This window comes from Aurantibrevibacter litoralis (assembly GCF_034651555.1).
Classification (GTDB): domain Bacteria; phylum Bacteroidota; class Bacteroidia; order Flavobacteriales; family Flavobacteriaceae; genus Aurantibrevibacter; species Aurantibrevibacter litoralis.
On record NZ_JAYEEQ010000004.1, the window covers coordinates 37,500 to 57,502 of the forward strand.

Sequence of the window (20,003 nt, forward strand, 5' to 3'; positions counted from 1 at the left end):
CTAATTTCCTTTCCGATATTTTCAGGTTGATCTTCCTGAATAAAATGCTTTCCGGCACCAATGAATCTTGTTGTTAAGTTTGGAAATTTTGTTTTATACAATACAACTTCTTTGTTTTTAATTTGAACCAGGCCTGGCATAAAGTAGCAGCTTTGGAATTTCAGTATGTTGAAGCCAACTGTAATATTCCTTGGCAATTTCCTCATTCAAAGTGCCCTCACCTTTAAAAGGCAACTCCTGTGGAAATTTGATTATAGGTTTTCTGCTAGCTAAGCTTTTAAATGGTTCATTATAAACTTGCTTCTCATATTTGGACAATTTGCGGTTCATTGATAACGGAAGGATAAAACGCAGGAAAACGTTATAGCGGCCATTCCATTTTTGGCCCTTGACCGGATCGCGAAATTTTTTGAACAACCACCGTGCAATGGGATCCAGCGCACTCCATTCCATTGGTTTACAAAAGGTTTCCATAAACACAATACCTTTGATTTTCTCAGGGTTTTGTTTTGCAAAGTGAAACCCTATTGCTCCACCCCAGTCGTGAAGAACTAATATGATATTCTTCAATTCCAATTTCAGAATAAATTCATTGATGTAATTAAAATGGTCTTGGAACGAATAATTGATATCAGGCTTCCCAGACTTTCCAAAACCTATAAGGTCTGGAGCAACACATCTACCAACTGACGATAAGAAGGGAATGATATTGTGCCACAAATAACTTGAAGTCGGGTTGCCGTGAATGAAAAGAAACATGTGATCAGTTTTTGTCTTTGGGGATTCATCAATATAATGAATACATGTATTATCAATATCAATGAAGTGAGACTTAAACGGAAAATCTGCTGCTATTTTGTTGCTCATTTTTCGAGTATTTTTTGCCAATTATCCAGCAATTCTTCTGCAGTTTTTGAAAACTTGCTTTTTAGAAAGGGGTGCAATACCCAGTTTTGATAGTTACGTTTATACTGAAATTCAAAAAGCATACTAATTTTTGTGGTTTTGTTGTCTATTTCCTGCACTTTCCAGGTGCCCTTTAAGAATTTGAACGGATAAGGGTAATCAGGAGCCGAGGTGTTTACTTCAAAAGAGTATAATTCTTCTTCAATCCATAATGTACAAGTTTCTGTCCAACTGTCCTTACCGTGTGAGCAACTGCGAACCATCCCACTACCTTCGCCTGAAATAATTGTTGCTGCATCAATGTTTGGTGCCACTTTATCGTAATTTTCAACGTCTGATATTACTTTCCACACAGATTGTTTGTTTGCCTTTATTATTTTTTCAAATTTAAAGTGTTTATTGTTAGTATTTTCAAGACTGTCAATTTGTGCCAAAGCCTTGAATTGGTTGACACCCATAAATAATACTATCGTTGCAATAACTGCAATGGTTGAATACCCTGCTTCAGAAATTTCAAATAAGTTAACCGCAATTATTATAAAACTTCCAATCACCCAAAGAAAATCCTGTATTATAATCCATAGAACGGCAACCGGTCGTTGTTTTCTGATTTCATACATGATTGTACTTGCAAAAAATAGTAATACAATGCCTATTACCGAAAATACTGTTGTGTTTGCAGTTCCAAACAAACCTGCAATTTCGTTATTAAATACAATTAACACAATGCCTGATAATCCAGAAAAAAGGGCATTAAGACCCAGGGCTTTTTGTAATTTATTCATCTCTATTTCTATTTTGTTCTGCAAAAATAGCTGCCATATATTTGTTTATAGTGATATTTTGCGCCAATTTTGACGTATGAGAATACAGGCTATATATATTGGAAATTTATTTGACTATGCCACATATCAAGGTGTTTCTGAAGAAATGTTGAGAAATTACCTGGCAGAAAAGGATCTTGACGTATGCAATCAAAATAATACAGTTACAATAAATGAGTATTTAAATGTATTTGACGCCTTACAGAAAAGAGTAAAGGACACTAATTTTGGAATTCATTTTGGCTGTTATTTGAATCTAAAAGCTTTGGGGTTTATCGTTCAACTTTCCCTTAATGCATCAAGTCTTGAGCAAGCGGTTTTTATCCTTCAAACTTATTTACAAAACACATTTCCTATCGTTAGTTTAGAAAGTGAAGAGCGTAATGGGAAGTATATTTTGAGCTTGACTGCTAAAATTGAAAATGAAAAATTGAAGCATCAGGTTTTGGATTTTGTTTTCTGTTTTATTTATCGAGAATTGAAACTGATGCTGTCAAATGATTTTAAACCTGTACTTGAAGTGCCTGGTTCAAATCCTACCGAATTTACATATTTCTTAAATGCAGAAGTAAAAAAAGGTATCAAACATAGATTTATCTATGAAGCCTCCGTTTTAAACGCAGAAATAAACAAAAAGACTGTAAAAGAAATTGAGATTTTACTTCCAAAATTTTTACAGATGTTTAACAAAACAAAGCCCGGTTATAATGAATTTAGTATGCAGGTTAGAACTATGGTTTTGAATTTGTGCTGCCCTGAACTACCCACGTTTAAGCAAGTAGCCATTCACTTTCCGTTAAGCAACAGAACCATCCAACGAAAGCTCACGGAGGAAGGCTTATCGTTTCGTAAAATAACAAATGAAATCAAAAATGAATTATCAAATTATTTATCCAAAGGGCATCAAATGAAAACCCAAGATATTGCCCATCTATTGGGTTATTCGGAAACCAGTGCCTATCTCCACGCCGTCAAAAAGTGGGAAACCGAGTTTATTTCATAATATTTATCTAAAATGTGATCTTGTAACTTAGATCAATTAATGGTGTTGAACACTAGAAAATTAAGTTGAATGAAAATAAACTATTTCCACTCATCAATCCACTAGAGCAAATAAAGGTCAAATCTGTTTTCCTTCAACAACCCTATTCAGCCTATATTTTTTAGGGGTAGCACCATAATAAAATTGAAATTTTTGAATAAAATGCGAAGTGTTCTCGTAACCTAGTTCAAAGGCAATTTCATTAATATTTTTTTGTGTATTGTCTAATAAATTTGAAGCCCATTCTAAGCGCTTTTCGCTAATCCATTTGGCCGGGGATTTTTCAAAATGCTTTTGAAAATAACGTTTAAAGGAGGAAACACTCATACCACTTAAGAAGGCCAATTCCTCAACACTTAAATTACTGTTGACATTCTTGAGCATCAGGGCTTCTATGTTCAACTTGGATTTTTTGTTCAATTGAACTAAAAAGTCTTTAAATTGTCCTTGTTGATCATTCATTAAAAACCCCAATAACAACTCCTCAATTTTAAGCCGTAACAACGCGTCATTCAATGGGCTTTTTCCTTTAAAATAGGGAAGTAATGAATTGACATAGCCTATGAGGCTTGGGGTTGCATCAAACTTATAATGCCCTTCACTTCCCTTGCTTTTACTTTGTCCCAATGTTTTAAGATGCTGCTCGTTCTTTTGATGAAAATTGGCCAAAAATTGGTCTCCTAAAAAGAATAAAACACTTTCGTATTGATGGTTTTGTGCTACCTTTTCTGTACTTACAAACAGCCCTTTTTTTAGAAATACTGCTTCATTTTCCTCTAGGGTTAGCACCAATTCGGGTGCCATAAACTTTTTTTGACCGTTTACTCCGAAAACAATCAAATGTTGGGTGAAATTGATTTTTGCCTTTTTAGTAACGGGTATTCTATTTACATATACTATACTGCTGTCGTCTATTTTATAGACAAGGCTGTTGTGAATGTTCGAGCTGTTGATGTCTTCCGGCAGATTAACAATCATAAGAATTTCCAATTTGGAACTAAAAATACTTTAAAAATGAAGAACTCCATCAAAATTCAATTGGTTCTTAATCCACCATCTGCATTCATAACGGCACCGGTAATCCAACCGGAAAGGTCGGACGCTAAAAACAAAGCTACATTAGCGATGTCATCGGGATTTCCCAAGCGTTGTAATGGATATATTTTTTGAATGTTTTGTTGAAATTGCAGTCGCTGTTGGTCGCTCATCTTTTGCAATGCGTTTTCTAACATCGGCGTGTGCACGCTGCCGGGAGCTATGGCATTTACCCTCACTTTCTTTGGGCCTACTTCGCAAGCCAATGCCTTGGTAAAAGAGTTAATGGCGCCTTTGGTCAAGGAATAGGCTGTGCTGGGTCTGCCGGCCGCCATTCGGTCTGAAAAATAAGATGAAATGTTGATGATACTTCCCTCTGTTTCAATTAATGAGGGTAGCAATTCCTGAGATAACAAATAGGGCGCTTTAACATTCACGTTAAAAATGTGTTCTAATTTTGAAAGATTTACGGCTTCAACGGGCTCAAAATAGGCAACCGCCGCATTGTTTACAAGTACATCTACCTTCGGCCACACCATAGTTATCGATTTTACTAATGCATTAATTTTTGAAACCTCAGCCAAGTCAAATGGCATCGTTAGCACTTCGTTGCCATTGGCAGTCAATTTTTTATGAGCAAGCCCCAATTTTTCTCTATCTCGTCCTATGAGCAGTACCGCTGCCCCGTTTTCAATAAATCGTTTTGCAATGGCAAAACCAATACCTTCACTGCCGCCGGTGATTACCGCTCTTTTTCCATTCAATAACTCCATTCCATTTCTTTTGAAAAAGTGCGTGAACGTAGTCGATACCTCGCCCACGCACATTAATACTACTGTTGTTGAACAATAAACACTTCCAATTCTTTAAACGCTTGGTCCCGAAGTGGGATCAAATTTTTATAAGATTCCGAATTAAATACATCCTCAATGGTGCCTTGGTCAGGAAACTCCATTATCGCAATTAATTGTGGACTCCTAGTTCCCACAAGGGTCTTAGACACTTTGTACTTACCAACGGGTACAGCTCCGGCATTTTTAAAAATGAGGGCCGATTTTTCAGAATATTCTGCAAAAGCCTCCTTTTGTTCAGGAATTAAAACGGCATTGACAATCATTAGGGTTTTTTGTGACATATTATTTTGGGTTTTAAGGGTTTCTGTTGAATTAAAATCTACTCGTGTAATTTCAAATGTTTGTGCTACAGTGTCGTTTCCCCCGAAAAGCATTTGTAATTTGGCGTACATCACAAAAAGAGCATCGCCCGCTTTGGTGAGTGTGGTGGGAAACGTATTTCCGGTTTTAAAGTGTGCTGTGGTTTGTGCCGTAGTCCATTGGTCTTTGGTCGCAATTTTATAAACCACACTAGGAAAATCGGCCCCGGTGAGGTTGTTGCTGGCTAGAGCTAAAGTTTGGTGATCGATCAACAAAACACCGTCTATGGTTGGAAATGGTTTGTTGGCAATGTGTATCTCGGTTAAACCAGTCGGATTTTTTAAGGGGATTTTGAATAATTTTCCACCATTGTATATGGCTGTAATCAAATACCCATCCGGATGGTACACCAACCCGTTTAAACCAAAAGTGCCTTGTGGGGCAACCAATCTTTCGTCATTGATAAAAATGGACGGTTTTCCGCTACTATCTATTTTGTAAATGATGGGTGCAAAGCTGTCCGTCACGTAATAATTACCATCGCTATCCATAGTGACATCGTTTGCCAAATGGGCACCTGCCGGTGCTATTTTGGTTAGGTTGATGTATTTTTCTCTTTTCCCGGTTTTCAAATTGTAAAAAACAACTGAGGCAAGGGTTCCCATTGTGGCAGCACTGCTTTTTTTGCCCACACCGAGGTCGCTGTTGCACAGCACTAAGCGATTTTGCTTTGAATCGATTTCGAGGCCAATGGCAGAAATCAGGTCATTGTCTTCGGCAAACACAGAAAAGTTACCCGATTTATCCACTTTTATAATTTTACCTTCCGAAACAGAAGTTGTAAAAAAGGATTCAGATACAGCGTCATAAACCAATCCTTCGGGATACAGTCCGGGGCTTTTTATAATAATTTGATTTTGCGAAATTGTGGTAGTAACCGACAATAAAATGGTAAGAATGGCGAGCCAAAATCGCACATTGGTTATAGTTTTAAAATTCATAAATTTAGGTATTAGGTTCCGGGCAAAGGTAGGACGAAGGGCTACCTTGAAAATATTGTATTTAGCCCATATACTATTTCAAAAAGTTCAACTTTACCGTTGGTAGGGTGTTAAAATGGCTGTAATTTTTAGTTCAGAACACCGACCTTTATACGTGAATACAATAATTCTATGTCCACAAAATTTCTTTTAACCTTCGGTATTCTAATTTATGCCGTAGGTGTTCCTGTTCTTGAAATTAACGATACGCACGTTTTTAATCCGGATTGGACGCCTCACGTTCGTATTCACGAAGTATGGCAATTAATAACAAACAGCAGCATAGGGTTGTTCTGTTTGTGGCTGGTTTGGGCGAAACAAAAAATTGTATTGCCCAGTGTTTTAGGACTTTTTATTACCGGTGGATTTCTCTTGGCTTTCATCCTTCAAGATTTTTACGGAGGTTCAATGAAGTATTTAGATGGCTCTGAAAAAACCCTATTTGGCATCAATATAGGTATCCTTGGTTTTGGGATAGTATTCATCGTCTTTCTATATACTTTATTTCAAGGAATGAAGAGGAAAGACGGTTTGCAAAAATATAGGAGTCACGATATATAATTGCATATGTCGTTCGAAAATTTACAACGAAGAGAGTTTTGCCATCCAAAATACGGTCAACAATTATTTCGAAGGCGTGTTTTTTGGAGACATTTTTAAGTTAAAAACTGCCTTTCATCCCGAAGCGCTTACTTGTGGTGATATAAATGGCGCCCCTTATTTCCGCAATTTGGAGCAGTATCTAGAAGGTGTAAAAAACCGCAAGAGCCCAAACGAGCTCAATGAAGCGTTTACCATGAAAATTTTGTCTGTAGAATTATTAGGCCAAAATGCCATTGCAAAATTATATGTGCCAATGCTGGCGTATAATTACTACGACATCGTATCCCGAACTAAGGTGGATGGCACTTGGGTGATTGTAAATAAAATATTTGCCAATGTTATACACCGCACAGAAATGGCCTAACACCCGAGTTAGCTAGCTTTTAGGGATTAGATATCCCATACTTCAGGAGCCGTTTGGCGGAGGTATTTCCTCTGCCAAATTGGTTGCTGCGGTGTCTGATAGTGGTGGTTTGGGCGGTTTTGGGGCATACCATTTAGAGCCTGAAGCACTACTAGAAATTAATGCTGAAATTAAAACCTTAACTAAATTACCCTATAATATAAACTTGTGGGTAAACGATGTTGATTTAGATCAGGCCTATTCAGAGGAAGACTATCAACAATTATTGTGTTTCTTAAAACCTTATTTCGATAAATACAATATACCTTATCCTGAAGCTCCTAAGCCAATTGAAAGCAAATTTGAAAGACAAATGGAGGCTATTTTAAAGGTGAAACCTCCTGTTTTTAGTTTTATTTTTGGTATCCCTGATGCGGCCATAATGAAAGAATTGGCAAAATCGACTATTAAAACCATTGGAACAGCAACTACTTTGGAGGAGGCGCTAATGCTAGAAAAGGCTTAAGTAGATGTAATTGTGGCTTCAGGGTTTGAAGCCGGCGGACACAGACCTTCATTTTTAAAAAATACAGAGACTTCCTATTTTGGGTCATTTGTACTTGCCCAACTAATCGCAAAAAATGTTAAAAAGCCATTTGTAGTTGCCGGTGGTATTGCCGATGGCAACGGAATCCTAGCTGCATTACAACTAGGTGCCTCCGGAGTGCAAATAGGAACTGCTTTTTTGGCTACCCAAGAAGCAAACACAACTGCATTTCATAAGGAGATTTTATTTTCGCCAAATGCGCAGAATACTAGTTTAACAAAAAGTAGTACAGGAAGAATGGCAAGAGGAATTCCGGGCGAATTGTCAATGAAATTTGACGCGTTACTCCATCCCCCAAAACTGCCTTTTCCGATACATTCAAAAATAATCTCAGTACTACGCAAAACTATTCAAGAAAATGATAGTCAGCGTATTTTAACCTATTGGGCAGGCCAGATCGCACCATTAATTCAAAAAGGTAATGCCAAAGACGTCATGGTTCGATTGTTGGCGGAGATGGAGCAGTTAAGCATACCGTAATATCCTTTTGGTAAGAATAAGGAATGAACAATTTTGAACATAAATTTCAATTGTTTCCAACCGTCCATTTAAGTCAGGATGAAGACTCTCAGAAAATAGTGCTTATATAATTTTCGAAAAATTAAACACGCACGCAACCTTTACATCTCAATAACATCTACCATAAAGATTTAAACCAAAAGCCTGACGGAAATTCAGGATCATAAAATACATTTCACTTAATTTTTACTGTATGAAATTACAAAACCCTTTTTCGCCTTACAAGGCGCTAGTCCTTTTAGTTCTATTTTCGTTAAGCGCTTGCAATAATGACGATAACAGCGGTACTCCCATCGAAGAAAGTCGTTTTGTTTGGAAAAAAATTGGACTTAATGGATTAAAAATTAACAAATTGCTTCTAGAAGATACTTTTCTGTATGCAGTCACCGAAGATGGAATTTACAGAAAAAATAGTGTTGATGATAGTTCATTTCAACCTATAGGACTGCAAGGTCTTAACATTGAAGACGTTGTAGTTTTCAGTCCCAATGAATTGCTTGCTTCGGTGGCCGATTTTCAAGAGGACATCGCAATTCATATAGCGACAACTAATGATGGTGGTCAAAATTGGCAGGTTTTGGAATCCGATTTCGGGGGAGGCTTTGACCCTCATATTGTGTGGGACTTTTTGAAGGCGCAGAATTCCGAAGATAATCTGTATGCCACTAGCAATTATGTGGTTGCAAAATCAACAAATAAAGGGGTTCATTGGACACCCATATGGGGAGATTGGGATCAATTTGCGCGGGCAACCTCAGTGGTTGCTATAAACCCATTACTACCTAATGAAATCTGGCTGGGTGGGCAAGGTGGAATTGAAGACGGCTATTTAATTCGATTAAATGGAGATACGGAAGCTAATCGTTGGACAGACTTAGTGCCCAACCCCACTACGGTAAAGAACATTACATTCGACACACAAAATCCACAATCCATTTACGTGGGGTTTGAAGGAGCATTGTTAAAAACCTCGAATAATGGACAATCATGGCAAACGCTCATAGATGAACATGAAAGTGCCCGGTTTTTTAACGGTATCGTCTTAAGCAAATTGGATGTCAATAAAGTGTACACCTCCGGGTGGCTCAAAACCGATGAACCTCAGCCCCTGTTACTATATTACAGTACCGATGCAGGAACAACTTGGAAACAAGAGATTTTCACAGAAGAACCCTTTGGAGGAGTAGAAGATATGGTCATGGCCACTATAGGAAATCAAGAACATTTGTTTTTAGCCCTTAATAAAGGGGGGGTATATGAAGTTATTGAAAAATAGGTTATAACATTACAGCCTGAATTTTATTTTACAAGATATGCAACCGTCAGAAAATAGAACTTCCGAAGGATTTTCTAAGATTGTAAAAGGAAGAATCTTAGAGGCTGCTTGGGATACTGTTTTGATCCTAAAAGAACTAAAATTATACGGTAATTGCCTTGTTATTTTACATCTGGAGGATGAGTTTTACCAGAAATAAAACCTAACTTTACTTAAACGAAATTAAATCGACCAAATTTTAGGTTCACAAATCGACAACAGCCAACTGCTACTCAGCTTATCTAGTTGATTTTCAGATGTTTTTAAAATCGGGTTCGAATCCCAGCCAGGTCACAAAAAGGGACTTTCTAAACATTCGTTAGAAAGTCCCTTTTTTTATTTCCTTTTTATGATTCAAAAATCAATGAAGCATTTGCGATATTGATCCGAAATGGAATCTGTACGCAACTAAGAGCTCCACAATTTAGGACGCATTACCCATTTTTATGGATTTTGACGTAACGTAATATCTTCCAACCTAGCTTAACGAAGTACTTCGCAATCGAAGCGCATTCATAATAACAGACACAGAGCTAAAGCTCATGGCCAATGCGGCGATCATTGGTGATAATAGCAATCCGAAAAACGGATACAGCACGCCGGCTGCAATAGGCACCCCCAACGTATTGTATAGCATTGCAAAAAATAAATTTTGTTTGATGTTTCGCATCACCTGCACACTTAAATTTCGCGCTTTAACGATGCCTTGCAGATCGCCTTTCACTAGGGTCATTGTAGCACTTTCTATGGCCACATCTGTTCCGGTACCCATAGCAATACCCACATCACTTTTAGCCAAAGCCGGGGCGTCATTTATGCCATCACCCGCCATAGCTACTTTTTTCCCTTCCCTTTGCAACCGCTCTACTTCGTACAATTTATCTTGAGGAAGCATTTCGGCTTTATATTCTAAAAGACCTAGTTCATCGGCAACCGCTTTGGCGGTATCCGAATTATCTCCGGTAAGCATTAGTACAGCAACTCCTCCTTTTTGTAATTCCGTAATGGCTTGTTTACTGCTCGCTTTAATTTTGTCGGAAATAACCACATACCCCACGGCTCTGCCATCTACTGCCAACATAGGTACCGTTTTTCCCAGCTTTTGCTGTTCGCTTACCGCTGCTCTAAGATCCTCCGAAATAGTAGCTTGGCTCGTTACCATTAGTTGTTCATTGCCTAGCGCTACCTGCTTTTCGCTTACTGTACCGATAACTCCTTTTCCTGTTACTGCAGTAAAATCGGTTACCTTCCAAACCGCCACTTGCTGTTCTTTTCCATAGTTCAAAATGGCTTCAGCTAAGGGATGCTCGCTAAATTGGTTGAGGGCCACCATATAGTGAAGCACCTCTTCTTGATCCATACCTGCCGTAAATCCTATTTTTTCTACTGAGGGTTTGCCTTCGGTAATCGTTCCCGTTTTGTCTATAATAAGGACATCTATTTTATTCATTCGCTCCAAAGCTTCGGCATTTTTGATAAGAACCCCATGCTGAGCGCCCTTACCCACACCTACCATAACGGACATAGGTGTAGCCAATCCCAGCGCACAGGGGCAGGCTATGATTAGCACCGCAATGGCATTAACCAAAGCATATACATGGGCAGGCTCCGGACCAAAAACAACCCAAACAACAAAGGTAACCACGGAAATTACGACTACTACCGGCACAAAATAGGCAGAAATCCGATCTGCCAGTTTTTGAATGGGTGCTTTACTTCGGCTGGCTTGGTTTACCATAGCTATAATCTGAGACAAGAGGGTATCTGCACCTACTTTTTCGGCCTTCATTACAAAGGATTGCTTTCCGTTAATGGTTCCGGAACTTACTTTATCATTTAAACCCTTGGTTACAGGCACAGGCTCTCCGGTAATCATGGATTCGTCTACCGTACTTTCGCCTTCCGTAATTATACCGTCTACCGGTATTTTATCTCCCGGTTTTACCCGAAGCAAATCGCCCTTACTAATTTGGTCAATTGCTATTATTTCTTCTACACCATGGGTAATTCTAACTGCCTGATTGGGTGCTAACTTTAATAATGCTTTAACGGCACTATTGGTCTTGCTATGTGCTCTCGCTTCCAGCACTTGCCCCAACAATACCAAGGTTAAAATTACCGTTGCTGCTTCAAAATATACATGTACCGTTCCGGATTCTGTTTTAAACTGCTCCGGAAAAAAATTGGGAAACAACATCCCAAACACGCTAAAGAGCCACGCTATACCCGCCCCAATACCAATTAACGTAAACATATTGAGATTCCATGTTTTTATGGACTTATAGGCCCTTTCAAAAAACATCCATGTTGCATAAAAAACCACAGGAAGTGATAACCCCAACTGCACCCAATTCCAATAGCGCATCTCTAGAAAATTGTATAGGGGGTTGTTGGGTGCCATTTCGGACATAGCGATCACAAAAATTGGTAGGGTAAAGCCCACCGCAATCCAAAATTTTCTAAGCATTTTTTGATAAGTGTCCTCTTCTGCCGAAAGCGTTCCGGCCTTAGCGACCAAATCCATACCGCATATTGGACAGGCTCCAGGTGTATTTTGCTCAATTTCAGGATGCATGGGACACGTATAAACTGTCTCCCGCTCATGAAGGGGAGCTTGCTCCTGCACTAAATCCATGCCACATACCGGGCAGTCTCCGGCCGTATCATAGGTTTTTTCACCTTCGCAATGCATAGGGCAGTAAAAAGCACCCTTCCCTGTAAACTTTGGCTTTTTTGAAGATGTCTTATGCATTTTATTTGACTGTCCCGGTAGGGAAATGGTGTACGATCCACCATCGTCTAACAGTGCCTTTTGGAATGCATCTACGTTACGATGTGATTTCATTTCTATGGTCGCCTGCGCCTGTTCCAAATCTACCGATACCTTCGTGACCCCTTCAACGGTTTTCAGAACGTTCTCTACATGACTACGGCATCCATTGCAGGTCATTCCTTGAATGTGATAGGTGTGTTTCATTTGTATTTTATTTTTTTATAAAGACATGTTGTAGCAGGCGATAAGGGTTTCAAAATTGAAAAAATCTAGTCAAAATATACAACGGGTTGCTTTTAATGCACTATTGCGGATGTTTTTTACATCTTTATTTCCCGTTGCACGCTACCACAATGCAACATTGTACTACCATAATACGGATTTTTTATGGCACTACTCATACTTAACCAGGAACTCCCTTTATCATACATAGGGCAATGCTGTTCGTATACGGTGTACGGTGTTCCGGTAATGGCAACTATTTCGGTAACCGTCGCATTGAGTTCTTTAAAATGTTTTCTTTGATCCTCTATTGTGGTTTTAGAAATGGCACTAGATTGAACTTTCCCTTGAAGCAGCAATGGTTTCAATTGGACTTGCTCTTCGGGGGCGTAGGGATCTAAATTGAAATTCTCGAGGGCTAGATGCATGGCAGAGGCTCCTATAACAGCCCTTTCGGCATCATCGGCCACCAAGGCATCCTTAACCTCAAAATAAAAATCCAATATGGAACTCTTACCATCTGCTATGGTGCTATTTTGACCGTTTACATCCGCATTTTCCTTTGCTTCCTTACGCACGTCTTCCGTTTTTGGTTGTTGATCCTCTGCTTCGGGTGTCTGTGCGTCTTTGTTGTCCTTACAAGAGAAAATGATACCCAGACTACCCAGCACTACGATAAATGGTAGCAACCTATTTTTTTTGTTCATGGTTTAAAATTTTAAATTATTGAATTAAACTTAATTAATTTGATTGGTGATCTCACCGCAAGTGGCCATAGCCTTCCCAAAATACGGATTTTTAATTTCATCGGAAAGGCTTAACCAGTTCGCTCCCTTATTGCTATCTGCCATAGGGCAGTGTTGTACATATAGCGTTTTGCTCAAGGGATTAACCGTTTGGGATAGCTCTATCATAAGGTTTGAGGTATGCTGAAACACGTTGCGCAATTCTTCTATGGTACTAAAATGCTGCACGTGCGTAAGTGTTTTTGACAGATCGTTGCTAAACCGCATCCACACCTCATGCGATGCGCCTTGAAACAACCTTGCATCAATCGTATTCAGTATTTGCAGCAGCGTAGTGCCTGCCTTCTTCGCATCCTTCATTTGGTCATTTGTAAGGGCATCCTTCATGGTTAAATAGGCTTCAAAAAGGGGCTCCATCGCTTTTTTTGCATCCGCAGAAACAGCCATTTCTTTTTTATGATTTACAGGTATTTGCTCGTTGATTCCGCCATGATCATGGCCCGTCATTGTAGCACCTCCTTCCGGATTCATCATACTTGGTTTTCCGGCCAATTGGGCTGCGGCATCGATACTAAATGTACCGTTAATTGCTATTTCGTCGCCTTCTTTCAATCCACTTTCTATGATAAAACCATCTCCTAAAGATGCGCCCAAAGTTACTTCGCGCATCCTAAAACTAATTCCTGTAGATGTGAATTGCTTTACATACACCACAGACCGCTTACCTGTCCACATGACTGCCGTTTTTGGAACGATTATAGCATTATTGGATGCCACTGAACGCGTAGACGCCAACGTGCCTGAAGCAAACATTTCCGGTTTTAATTTAAGGTCTTTATTTGGCACTTGTACCCTTGCCTGTACTACCCGCGTAGAAGCATTAATAACAGGGTCTAAAAAATCGATAGCCCCTTGAAAAGTTTCTCCCGGAAGGGATTGCACCGTAAAATTAATTTTATCTCCTTTTTTTATCCATACGAGATCTGATTCATAGATATCGAACAAAACCCAAACTGTGCTGAGGTTCGCCACTTCATAAATAGGCATTCCCCGGCTGACATAATCGCCCAAGTTTACTTTTTTCTCAGTAACATATCCCGACACATCTGCATACACCGAAAATTCCTCTTTTGCCTGTCCGGATACCAATAGTTGTTCTATTTGCCGCTCTGACAGTTTCCAATTTCTAAGTTTTTCTTTGGCTGCATTGAATAGCTGCGGTTGGGTTGCCTGTAACTTTTGGGTTTCAAAAAGTTCTTCTTGAGCAATCACTACATCCGGAGAGTACAAAGAAGCAATAACTTGTCCTTTAGTGATGTACTCGCCCGTGAAATTTACCATCAAACGCTCTATCCTACCCGGGATGTGAGTCACTTGCGAAAAAACCGATCGTTCATCTGCTTGTACTTTTCCATTTAATCGTAACTCTTTTACAGGTTGCAGGGAACTTACCACGGCTGTACTTACATTAGCCATTTTCATGGCCGCAGGCGACATGCTTATGGCCATTGGATCCTGCTCATTTTCGGATTCGTTAGAAATTGGTATTAAATCCATGCCACAAATAGGGCAACTACCTGCTTCGGATTTTCGAATTTGCGGATGCATGGAGCAAGTCCATATTGATTCTCCTCCAATTTCTGTGGTATGCAGATGCGTTTCATTTTTAGATGCGTTAGAGCCACCAAAAAAAATCCATCCTAAAAACAAACCCAATACTAATGTAAGACCTGCAATGACACTTATTTTTTTTATTTCGTTACTCATTTCTATTATTTTTTGCGGTGATATAATCCAGTTTTGCAAGCGCTATTTGATATTGTGCCAATGCACCAATTTTTTGCTTTTCGTACCTTAAACGTTGTTGCTGCATGCGCAAGACTTCTTCCAAATCGCTCCCCGAATTGCTATACGTTTTGTACAGTAAATACAGTACTTGATCGGACTGTTCGGTGAGTTGCGTAAACAAGGCGACAAGATCTGCCTGTCGCTCCAATTCGTACTGTGCCATTTCATAGGTAGCGCGCAAGTTATTGGCTATTTCTGTGCGTTGCAACGAAAAACTTTCTTGCCGTAACTGAGCCTCCTTTAGTGCAGCCTTATATTTCCCTCTAAAAACAGGCAAACTAAATGTTAGCATAGGCATAATCACATCCTTTCCATTATCGGACGGAGGTGTTGCACCAACTGCAAGATCTTCGCGTTGGCCCACCGAAATAAAATCGACCCCTACCCCTATTTTTGGCAAACCCTGTTTCACCGCCAGACGCTCTTCTGCCCTACTGGCCTCTAATTTTAGCTCCAAAGCAGAAAGCAAAGGGTGATCGGTTAGTACTGAATCCTTCTGATCTATCGTAGGCAATTCTTGTAATCCGGGCATTTCGGATAGCAGAATCGTTTGCTTGGGATCGCGATTAAGCATGGTATTTAATGAAACCAACAAGGGGATTTCCCTTTTTTTCAAGATTTCCAAATTCTTTTCGGCTTCTTTCAACAAAAGATCAATACGCAATACATCTACCAAACTACCACTGCTATTGGCAAATTTTGAATTTGCAATGTTCTTATAAGTATGGAGCAGATCTACATTTTTCTCCTCAATACTCAGTTGTTCTCGCAGCTCCAACAATGGAAAATAAGCCACGGCCAAATCATACCGCAATTTGTTCTTTGCTTCTATGTAGATTTGATATTTGGATGCCGCCATTAATGCAGCCACATCACCTTGCACTTTTAGAGTGCCAAACCACGGAAACATTTGTGAAAGCGAAAAACGAGCCTTCTGTGGCCCTACTCTAGTTTCTACCATCTGGCCAAAGGCACTTACCGTAAGTGAAGGATCTGGCAAGGAATTGGCTTGCGCCACTTTTTCTAAAGAGGCCTTAAACTCTTTATACTGAGCCTGTAACCCGGGATTATCCTCGGCAGCCAGCTCAAAAAATTCGGTCAAGGATTGGGCTTTAACACCAAACCCAATACAGATAAATATGATGAAAATTACTTGTTTTTTCACTAGTTCATTATTTAACGATTTCGAGATTCCTTTATTTCTTTTCGTAGTTGATTTTTTATCACGGTTTCCCTCCAAAACGATTGAAGCACCGGTACCACAAATATGGTCATAAGCTGTATCAACATTCCCCCAAAAGTGGGTATGGCCATGGGGATCATAATATCGGCACCCTTTCCGGTAGATGTTAGTACCGGCAACAAGGCTATAATGGTTACGGCGGTCGTCATCATGGCCGGGCGCACCCTTTTTTTTCCTGCCACTACGACCGCTTCTCTTACACCTGCTATAGTATCCGGTTTCCGCTCTTCAAACACCTGATGAATATAGGTTCCCATGAGTACGCCATCATCTGTAGCGATACCAAAAAGTGCTACAAAACCTACCCAAACTGCAACACTAAGATTAACCGTATGCATTTGAAACAAATCGCGCATATGTACCCCGGACACCGAAAAATTTAAAAACCAATCCTGTCCGTAGAGCCAAATCATTATAAACCCGCCTGCAAATGCAACAAAAACACCTGAAAAATGAATGGATGACGCAATAATTGTCTTGAACTGAAAAAAGAGCAACAGAAAAATAACGATTAAACTTATAGGGATTACAATAGAAAGTCTTTTTGCCGCTCTTATCTGATTTTCATAACTTCCGGAAAATGAATAATTAATTCCAGCTGGAACGACCAACTCGCCAGAATCAATTTTTCTTATAATTGCGGCTTGTGCATCTTCTACCACCTCGACTTCCGCAAAGCCATTTCGCTTGTCAAAAAGGACATAGCCTACTAAAAAACTATTTTCGCTCTTAATTGCTTGCGGCCCACGGACATAGTCAATAGTTAGGACCTGCGATAAGGGTATTTGGGCACCCACAGGCGTAGCAATTAAAATAGCACCAATGGCCTCCGGGCTATCTCTGAGTTCTCTGGGATACCGCACCCGAATAGGAAAACGTTCCCTTCCTTCTACCGTAGCCGATACCTGCATGCCTCCAATAGCGGTTTCAATGCTCTGTTGCACATCTTCTACACTAAGACCAAACCGACCTATTTCATCGCGGTTAATAGTAAGATGTATATAGGGTTTTCCTACAATTCTATCGGCAAAAACGGCTTCACTTTTCACCGATCCTACTTCTTTTAAAATGGCTTCCAATTGCATCCCAAAGGCTTCAATAGTAGCCAAATCCGGGCCATAAACTTTAATCCCCATAGGCGCCCGCATGCCTGTTTGCAGCATCACCAACCGTGTTTCTATGGGCTGTAATTTTGGTGCAGATGTAACACCGGGTATTTTAGTTACTTGTACAATTTCATCCCAGATATCATCGGGCGATTTGATATGTGTCCGCCAGTTTCTAAAAAATTCCCCCTTACGATCTTCTATAAGCTCTTTTTCAGAAATACCGATTTTTAATGCCTCGGCGTGGGTAAGCGTGTCTTTATTCCGCGTAATGAAACGCGATTTTCTATCCACCTTAAATCGCATCCGATGCCCTAACGCGTTCAGAATATATTCGGGTTTGTAGGTAATGATGTTTTCATACATAGATATGGGAGCAGGATCTAGTGCTGATTCTACTCGGCCTACCTTGCCTACGGCTAAATCTACCTCGGGTATACCATTGAGCACCATGTCTAATTTACTTACCACCTCGCTGTTGTACGCAACCCCGGAATGGGGCATTGCACTAGGCATTAAAAGGTAACTTCCTTCATTTAAGGTGGGCATAAATTCTGATCCAATTCCCGGAAAACGATGCGCCGAAGCACTCCAAATAGTGGTTTGCCTCACGTTTTTCCACCCTATTTTTTCAAATCCGCTCTCCACAAACCCGAACGTACTTTCAAAACCAATCCAGATGAGCACGCCAAAAAATAGGGTTATAAAAGGAAGGAGCATAAACTTACCTTTGTTTTCCAAACACCATTGTAATATGGGTTCGTAAAAACGTACTATAGCCATTAAGGCCATCAGAATAAGACCTATTAAAAGCAATACAAAAAAATAGTTCACCCCAATTCCATTTTGGGGTCCTAAAGGCATCCACTCTTGAGTAAGAAAAAAAGAAGCGACAAACACGGTGAGTCCTAAATTGATGTAATTAGGGTAGGCCTTCCACTTCTCGGACCATTGAGGTTCCAAATAATTATTAATGCCGATTAAGGTAACTACCAGCGGTAATAGCATGTGCGCAGAAATCGCAAAGACGATACCACTCACTACCAATAGAATACTCCAAAAACGGCGCACTCTTTTCTTGTCGTAGTTTATTCCGAAAACAAAATGAGCCAGAGCGGGAAGCACTATAATGCCAAGTATAAAGGCACTGAGCAGAGCAAAAGTTTTTGTAAATGCCAAGGGTCTAAACAGTTTACCTTCTGCTGCTTCCATGGCAAATACCGGCACAAAACTCACTACAGTGGTAGCTAAAGCTGTGGTTATGGCCGATGCTACTTCGGTAGTACCCTTATAAATTACCTGTAACAATTCTTTTCCTTTGGCGTCCTTATTTTCTGGCAATGCCAAATGACGAATGATATTCTCTACAAATACAATCCCTACATCTACCATAACCCCAATAGCAATAGCGATACCCGAAAGTGCCACTACATTGGCATCTACCCCGGCATACCGCATTACGATGAATGTCATTAATACACCAATGGGTAATAATCCGGAGATGATTAACGACGCCCTTAAGTTTAGCACCAAAAGCAACACCACTATAATGCTGATAAGGATTTCGTGCGAAAGCGCATTTTCTAATGTGCCAATGGTTTCTTGTATTAATTGAGTGCGATCGTAGAACGGTACTATAGTAAGTTGGCTTTCCACGCCATTGGCCAAGGTTTTTTTAGGAAGGCCAGGCGCAATTTCCTTAATTTTTTCCTTAAGGTTATTGATTACTTCTAAGGGATTAGAACCATACCGAGCCACCACTACTCCACCAACAGCCTCAGCTCCACCCTTGTCTAACATACCTCTGCGCGTAGCAGGTCCTAAACTTACTACGCCAATATCTTTGATGCGAATGGGCACGTTCTGCTGCACACCTACTACAGCCTTTTCCAGATCTTCAATATTTTTCACATAGCCCAATCCACGAACCAAATATTCGGCCTGATTGATTTCAATCGTCTTTGCGCCTACATCCCTGTTCGATTTCTGAACCGCTAGCATGACGCTGTTCAGTGGAATATTATAGGCTTTAAGGGCATCCGGGTTTACATCAATCTGATATTCTTGAATATACCCACCGATGGAAGCTACTTCGGATACACCTTCTGCGGCATTTAAACCGTACTTCACATAAAAATCTTGTACGGTACGTATTTCCTGTAGATCCCAACCTCCGGTAGGCTTATTATCTTTATCTCTTCCTTCTAATGTATACCAATACACCTGTCCCAAGGCTGTGGCATCGGGACCTAGAGAGGGTGTTACCCCTTCGGGAAGTATGCCTGCGGGTAATGCATTTAGTTTTTCTAAAATTCTGGAGCGCGACCAATAAAATTCTACCTCATCCTTAAAAATAATATAGATACTGGAAAATCCGAACATGGAAGAGCTGCGAATGGTTTTCACCCCGGGGATTCCCAATAAATAGGTAGTCATGGGATACGAAATTTGATCTTCAATATCCTGAGGGGAACGTCCGGGCCATTGGGTAAAAACAATCTGCTGATTTTCTCCAATATCCGGAATGGCATCTACGGGAACCGGATCCTTTGGTAAAAAACCAATATCCCAATTAAAGGGGGACGTAATTATGCCCCAAGTTACCAATGCCACCAAAATGAGCACCGTAACTACCTTATTTTCTAAAAAGTATTTTATCGCCTTATTTAACATGATC

General features: G+C 39.9%; 15 protein-coding genes and 1 pseudogene. 6 read left to right on the forward strand and 10 right to left on the reverse strand.

Going from position 1 to position 20,003, the window contains the following annotated elements:
- Nucleotides 1–117: 117 nt before the first annotated feature.
- On the reverse strand, nt 118–867 hold the full coding sequence (locus U1E44_RS05090) for a haloalkane dehalogenase (protein WP_322929972.1): 750 nt from the start codon (nt 865–867) through the stop codon (nt 118–120).
- Nucleotides 864–1,691, reverse strand: a complete 828-nt coding sequence (locus tag U1E44_RS05095) for a type II toxin-antitoxin system RatA family toxin (RefSeq protein ID WP_322929973.1) — start codon at nt 1,689–1,691, stop codon at nt 864–866. The genes U1E44_RS05090 and U1E44_RS05095 overlap by 4 nt, the downstream gene beginning before the upstream one ends.
- A 76-nt stretch (nt 1,692–1,767) precedes the next feature.
- On the opposite strand from U1E44_RS05095, the gene U1E44_RS05100 reads away from it, so the two are divergent.
- Nucleotides 1,768–2,733: an AraC family transcriptional regulator ligand-binding domain-containing protein gene (locus U1E44_RS05100; RefSeq protein WP_322929974.1), complete on the forward strand. Its 966-nt coding sequence runs from the start codon at nt 1,768–1,770 to the stop codon at nt 2,731–2,733.
- 117 nt (nt 2,734–2,850) lie between these two features.
- Here U1E44_RS05100 and U1E44_RS05105 read toward each other — a convergent pair whose 3' ends face one another.
- From U1E44_RS05105 to U1E44_RS05115, 3 genes are read right to left on the reverse strand one after another with little or no spacing between them, the layout of a single operon-like run.
- Nucleotides 2,851–3,750, reverse strand: a complete 900-nt coding sequence (locus U1E44_RS05105; RefSeq protein ID WP_322929975.1) for a helix-turn-helix transcriptional regulator — start codon at nt 3,748–3,750, stop codon at nt 2,851–2,853.
- 56 nt (nt 3,751–3,806) lie between these two features.
- The gene (locus U1E44_RS05110; RefSeq protein WP_322929976.1) at nt 3,807–4,580 is read right to left on the reverse strand and encodes an SDR family NAD(P)-dependent oxidoreductase; all 774 of its coding nucleotides are present in this window, start codon (nt 4,578–4,580) and stop codon (nt 3,807–3,809) included.
- A 59-nt stretch (nt 4,581–4,639) separates the two neighbouring features.
- Nucleotides 4,640–5,962, reverse strand: a complete 1,323-nt coding sequence (locus U1E44_RS05115) for a DUF1330 domain-containing protein (protein ID WP_322929977.1) — start codon at nt 5,960–5,962, stop codon at nt 4,640–4,642.
- Between the two features lie 171 nt (nt 5,963–6,133).
- Between U1E44_RS05115 and U1E44_RS05120 the strand changes: the two genes are divergently transcribed.
- The 5 genes and pseudogenes from U1E44_RS05120 (at nt 6,134) to U1E44_RS05140 (ending at nt 9,548) form a co-directional block, all read left to right on the forward strand.
- Entirely contained in the window at nt 6,134–6,562 is a 429-nt protein-coding gene (locus tag U1E44_RS05120; RefSeq protein WP_322929978.1) for a hypothetical protein, read from the forward strand.
- A 43-nt stretch (nt 6,563–6,605) separates the two neighbouring features.
- Nucleotides 6,606–6,968, forward strand: a complete 363-nt coding sequence (locus tag U1E44_RS05125; protein WP_322930118.1) for a nuclear transport factor 2 family protein — start codon at nt 6,606–6,608, stop codon at nt 6,966–6,968.
- Nucleotides 6,969–6,993: 25 nt separating this feature from the next.
- Nucleotides 6,994–8,034: pseudogene (locus U1E44_RS05130) on the forward strand (NAD(P)H-dependent flavin oxidoreductase).
- A 232-nt stretch (nt 8,035–8,266) separates the two neighbouring features.
- Nucleotides 8,267–9,349, forward strand: coding sequence for a WD40/YVTN/BNR-like repeat-containing protein (locus U1E44_RS05135; protein ID WP_322929979.1), 1,083 nt, complete (start codon nt 8,267–8,269; stop codon nt 9,347–9,349).
- A gap of 37 nt (nt 9,350–9,386) precedes the next feature.
- Complete coding sequence (locus tag U1E44_RS05140; RefSeq protein WP_322929980.1) at nt 9,387–9,548, forward strand: hypothetical protein; 162 nt, start codon at nt 9,387–9,389, stop codon at nt 9,546–9,548.
- A 318-nt stretch (nt 9,549–9,866) separates the two neighbouring features.
- Here the strand turns inward: U1E44_RS05140 and U1E44_RS05145 are convergent, their stop codons facing one another.
- From U1E44_RS05145 to U1E44_RS05165, 5 genes are all read right to left on the reverse strand, one after another.
- Nucleotides 9,867–12,365, reverse strand: coding sequence for a heavy metal translocating P-type ATPase (locus U1E44_RS05145; RefSeq protein ID WP_322929981.1), 2,499 nt, complete (start codon nt 12,363–12,365; stop codon nt 9,867–9,869).
- A 116-nt stretch (nt 12,366–12,481) separates the two neighbouring features.
- A complete protein-coding gene (locus tag U1E44_RS05150; RefSeq protein ID WP_322929982.1) occupies nt 12,482–13,090 on the reverse strand; it encodes a DUF3347 domain-containing protein in 609 nt (202 codons plus the stop codon).
- 30 nt (nt 13,091–13,120) lie between these two features.
- Nucleotides 13,121–14,896 (reverse strand): efflux RND transporter periplasmic adaptor subunit, encoded by a 1,776-nt coding sequence (locus tag U1E44_RS05155; protein ID WP_322929983.1) that lies wholly within the window; start codon nt 14,894–14,896, stop codon nt 13,121–13,123.
- Entirely contained in the window at nt 14,889–16,142 is a 1,254-nt protein-coding gene (locus U1E44_RS05160; protein ID WP_322929984.1) for a TolC family protein, read from the reverse strand. The genes U1E44_RS05155 and U1E44_RS05160 overlap by 8 nt, the downstream gene beginning before the upstream one ends.
- A gap of 11 nt (nt 16,143–16,153) precedes the next feature.
- Nucleotides 16,154–19,999 (reverse strand): efflux RND transporter permease subunit, encoded by a 3,846-nt coding sequence (locus U1E44_RS05165; protein WP_322929985.1) that lies wholly within the window; start codon nt 19,997–19,999, stop codon nt 16,154–16,156.
- Nucleotides 20,000–20,003: the final 4 nt, after the last annotated feature.

Excerpts from the sequence above, each read along its gene's own strand:
- U1E44_RS05110 (WP_322929976.1), bottom strand. The coding sequence starts at position 4,580 with ATGGAGTTATTGAATGGAAAAAGAGCGGTAATCACCGGCGGCAGTGAA.
- U1E44_RS05135 (WP_322929979.1), top strand. The coding sequence starts at position 8,267 with ATGAAATTACAAAACCCTTTTTCGCCTTACAAGGCGCTAGTCCTTTTA.
- U1E44_RS05095 (WP_322929973.1), bottom strand. The coding sequence starts at position 1,691 with ATGAATAAATTACAAAAAGCCCTGGGTCTTAATGCCCTTTTTTCTGGA.
- U1E44_RS05100 (WP_322929974.1), top strand. The coding sequence starts at position 1,768 with ATGAGAATACAGGCTATATATATTGGAAATTTATTTGACTATGCCACA.
- U1E44_RS05105 (WP_322929975.1), bottom strand. The coding sequence starts at position 3,750 with ATGATTGTTAATCTGCCGGAAGACATCAACAGCTCGAACATTCACAAC.
- U1E44_RS05145 (WP_322929981.1), bottom strand. The coding sequence starts at position 12,365 with ATGAAACACACCTATCACATTCAAGGAATGACCTGCAATGGATGCCGT.
- U1E44_RS05120 (WP_322929978.1), top strand. The coding sequence starts at position 6,134 with ATGTCCACAAAATTTCTTTTAACCTTCGGTATTCTAATTTATGCCGTA.
- U1E44_RS05090 (WP_322929972.1), bottom strand. The coding sequence starts at position 867 with ATGAGCAACAAAATAGCAGCAGATTTTCCGTTTAAGTCTCACTTCATT.
- U1E44_RS05155 (WP_322929983.1), bottom strand. The coding sequence starts at position 14,896 with ATGAGTAACGAAATAAAAAAAATAAGTGTCATTGCAGGTCTTACATTA.
- U1E44_RS05140 (WP_322929980.1), top strand. The coding sequence starts at position 9,387 with ATGCAACCGTCAGAAAATAGAACTTCCGAAGGATTTTCTAAGATTGTA.
- U1E44_RS05115 (WP_322929977.1), bottom strand. The coding sequence starts at position 5,962 with ATGAATTTTAAAACTATAACCAATGTGCGATTTTGGCTCGCCATTCTT.
- U1E44_RS05150 (WP_322929982.1), bottom strand. The coding sequence starts at position 13,090 with ATGAACAAAAAAAATAGGTTGCTACCATTTATCGTAGTGCTGGGTAGT.
- U1E44_RS05165 (WP_322929985.1), bottom strand. The coding sequence starts at position 19,999 with ATGTTAAATAAGGCGATAAAATACTTTTTAGAAAATAAGGTAGTTACG.